The sequence below is a fragment of the Rhizomicrobium sp. genome, from assembly GCF_056722145.1.
Genome location: NZ_JBWZET010000283.1, coordinates 1 through 2529, shown reverse-complemented (window position 1 = coordinate 2529; position 2529 = coordinate 1). Strand labels below are relative to the sequence as shown.

3 protein-coding genes are annotated in these 2529 nt (G+C 63.1%); all 3 read right to left on the bottom strand.

Annotated features, from left to right (window positions below):
- Window positions 1–37: 37 nt before the first annotated feature.
- Window positions 38–1690: an IS66 family transposase gene (tnpC, locus tag AC1P6P_RS14765; RefSeq protein WP_481403204.1), complete on the bottom strand. Its 1653-nt coding sequence runs from the start codon at window positions 1688–1690 to the stop codon at window positions 38–40.
- Between the two features lie 67 nt (window positions 1691–1757).
- Window positions 1758–2102 (bottom strand): IS66 family insertion sequence element accessory protein TnpB, encoded by a 345-nt coding sequence (gene tnpB, locus AC1P6P_RS14760; RefSeq protein WP_481403203.1) that lies wholly within the window; start codon window positions 2100–2102, stop codon window positions 1758–1760.
- Window positions 2099–2529 (bottom strand): IS66-like element accessory protein TnpA (gene tnpA, locus AC1P6P_RS14755; RefSeq protein ID WP_481403202.1); only part of this gene is annotated, 431 nt, incomplete at its 5' end. The genes tnpA and tnpB, both read right to left, overlap by 4 nt.

The window sequence follows — 2529 nt, the reverse complement described above, 5'->3', positions numbered from 1 at the left end:
ATGGTCGTGACGTGATGAACCTTGTTGACGTGCATGGTCAGGCTGCCTGATCGGAGATTGCCGGAACTGGTGCGATCCAATTCCATGGCAACAACTCATCGATGCGACGAGCGGGATGAGCGGCAATCCTAGCGAGGACGTCGGCCAGCCAGGCTTGCGGATCGACGCCGTTCATTTTCGCCGTGACGATGAGACTGTACATCGCCGCCGCCCGCCGCCCACCCCGATCAGAGCCGCAGAACAGCCACGACTTCCGTCCGAGAGCAATTCCCCTCAGCCCTCGTTCGGCGGCATTGTTCGAGAGGCATACGCGGCCGTCTTCAAGGAACAAGGTGAAGCTCGGCCAGCGTTTCAGCATGTAATTAATGGCTTTCGCCAAGTCGTGTCCGCGCGAGAGCTTGGCAAGCTGCTCCTGCATATAGGCGTACAGCGCATCGACCAATGGCCGGCTTTGCGCCTGCCGAGCGGCCATACGTTCCGACGCGCTCAGGCCATTGATGGAACGCTCGATCGCAAACAGAGTATCGATCCGGCGCACGACCTCGATCGCGATCGGCGACAGCGCAATCTCCTTTTTGCCGGCGGCTTTGCGGCGCGCGTTCTCCTCGATATCGGCCATTGCGTAAAATGGTCGACGCGCGTGCGCCCAGCAGGCCGCTTCATAAATCGGCCCCGGTTTTCGTCCCGGAAGATAGAGCTGGTTATAGCCGTCAAACGCATCGGCCTGCAGGATGCCGGTATAGTTGGCCAGGTGTGCCTGTGGGTGCTCGCCCCTGCGATCGGGCGAGTAATAGAACATCGCCGCCGGCGGCGCCGTGCCGCCGAACGGCCGGTCGTCCCGGACATAAACCCAGCACCGTCCGGTCGTGGTCTTGCCCTTGGCCAGGACCGGCACGGTCGTATCATCGCCATGGAGCCGTTCGGCGGCCAGAACATGGGCTTCCACACGGCCCAGGAGCGGCTCCAGCGCCGCGCACACCGAGCCCACCGCATCGGCCATGGTCGACAGCGCGATCGGCACACCTTCCAGTTCATAGCGCTCACATTGCCGGTTGAGCGGCTGATGCTGGCCAAACTTTTCGAACATGATCATGGCCAGAAGACTGGGACCGGCCCAGCCCCGCGGCACGGCATGGAATGGGGCCGGCGCCTGGCTGATCTTCTCGCAATCCCGGCAGCTGAACTTCTCTCGCACGGTCTCGACGACCTTCCATTGCCGGGGCACGCATTCGAGGGTGCGGGTCACATCTTCGCCGAGCTTGCGCAAATGATGACCGCCGCAGCATTCGCAAACCGTCGGCGGATCGATCACCACCCGCTCGCGCGGAAGATGCTCGGGGAAGGTCTGGCGCTCGGCTCGCCGACGCGTAAACCCGCTGACCGTGGTGACCTTGCCAACCGCTCGCTCCGCCGCCAGTTCATCTTCCGTCGCGCCGGCCTCCAGCTCCTCGAAGCTCAAGGCCAATTGCTCGATCAGCCGCAAGGAGCGTTCGGACTTCTGGCCGTAGAGTTGGCGCGTGAGCTTGGCGATCTGAAGTTTCTGATGCGCGATCAGGGCATCGTCTTCCGCCGACTTTGCGGTTGCGACCGCAAGTTTGGCGGCGGCCTCCAATCCCTTCGTCCGTTCGGCCGCCAACGCCGCTTCCAGAGCGGCAACAACCTCAGCCATGGCGGCGCGATCAGCTTCCATGGACGCAGTGAATCACAGTTCGCCCGTCTTGTGTCGATAAAAATGCAGACGTACCAACGTTTTTCGTTCAACCTGCGCTTTGCGGCCGCCACGTCGCTTGCGGGTTGCGCCAGTCAATTCCTTCGAGCATGTAGGCCATCTGCGCCGCCGTAATCGGCACCACGCCGCCCGCTGCCGACGGCCAGATGAACTTGCCGCGGTCCAGGCGCTTGGCATAGAGCGATGTTCCGAGACCGTCATGCCACAGGATTTTGACCAGGTCGCCGCGGCGTCCGCGGAAGATGAAGAGATCGCCCCCGTGCGGGTCACGCTTGAAGTGTTCCTGGATCTTCAGAGCCAAGCTTTGCATGCCACAGCGCATATCCGTATGGCCGGTGGCGATCCAAACCCGGCCGGCAGGGATCGCAATCATCGCCGCTCCAGGGCCGTGATCACCCGCCTCAGCGCCGCTGCGTCCACATCGTTGCCGACGATTACGCGACTGCCACCCGACAGAACGATCACCATCCGACCGCCGCTCGGGCGCGTCGCAGGATCTTCGGATGGGGGCGATGGTAACTCCGCAACCGTTGCCGCGCGAGGGCTGTCCGGCGCGACAACCGCCGGCACAAACGCGGGACCTTCGTCCGCCCCGACGAGCCGGCCTTCTTGAGCCTGCCGCCGCCAGTTGAACAGTTGACTGGTCGAAAGGCCATGACGACGAGCCGTCGCCGACACCACTCTCGGCGCACTGAAACTCTCCGCAACGATCCGCTGTTTCTCCTCCAGCGTCCACCGGCGGCGCGAACCCGTCTCGATCACCTCAAGCGTCGAGAATTTCCCCATAGGCGTATGACTAG

What these genes read in the sequence shown, in the direction of transcription:
- tnpC (WP_481403204.1), bottom strand. Translation starts at nt 1,690, where the DNA reads ATGGAAGCTGATCGCGCCGCCATGGCTGAGGTTGTTGCCGCTCTGGAA.
- tnpB (WP_481403203.1), bottom strand. Translation starts at nt 2,102, where the DNA reads ATGATTGCGATCCCTGCCGGCCGGGTTTGGATCGCCACCGGCCATACG.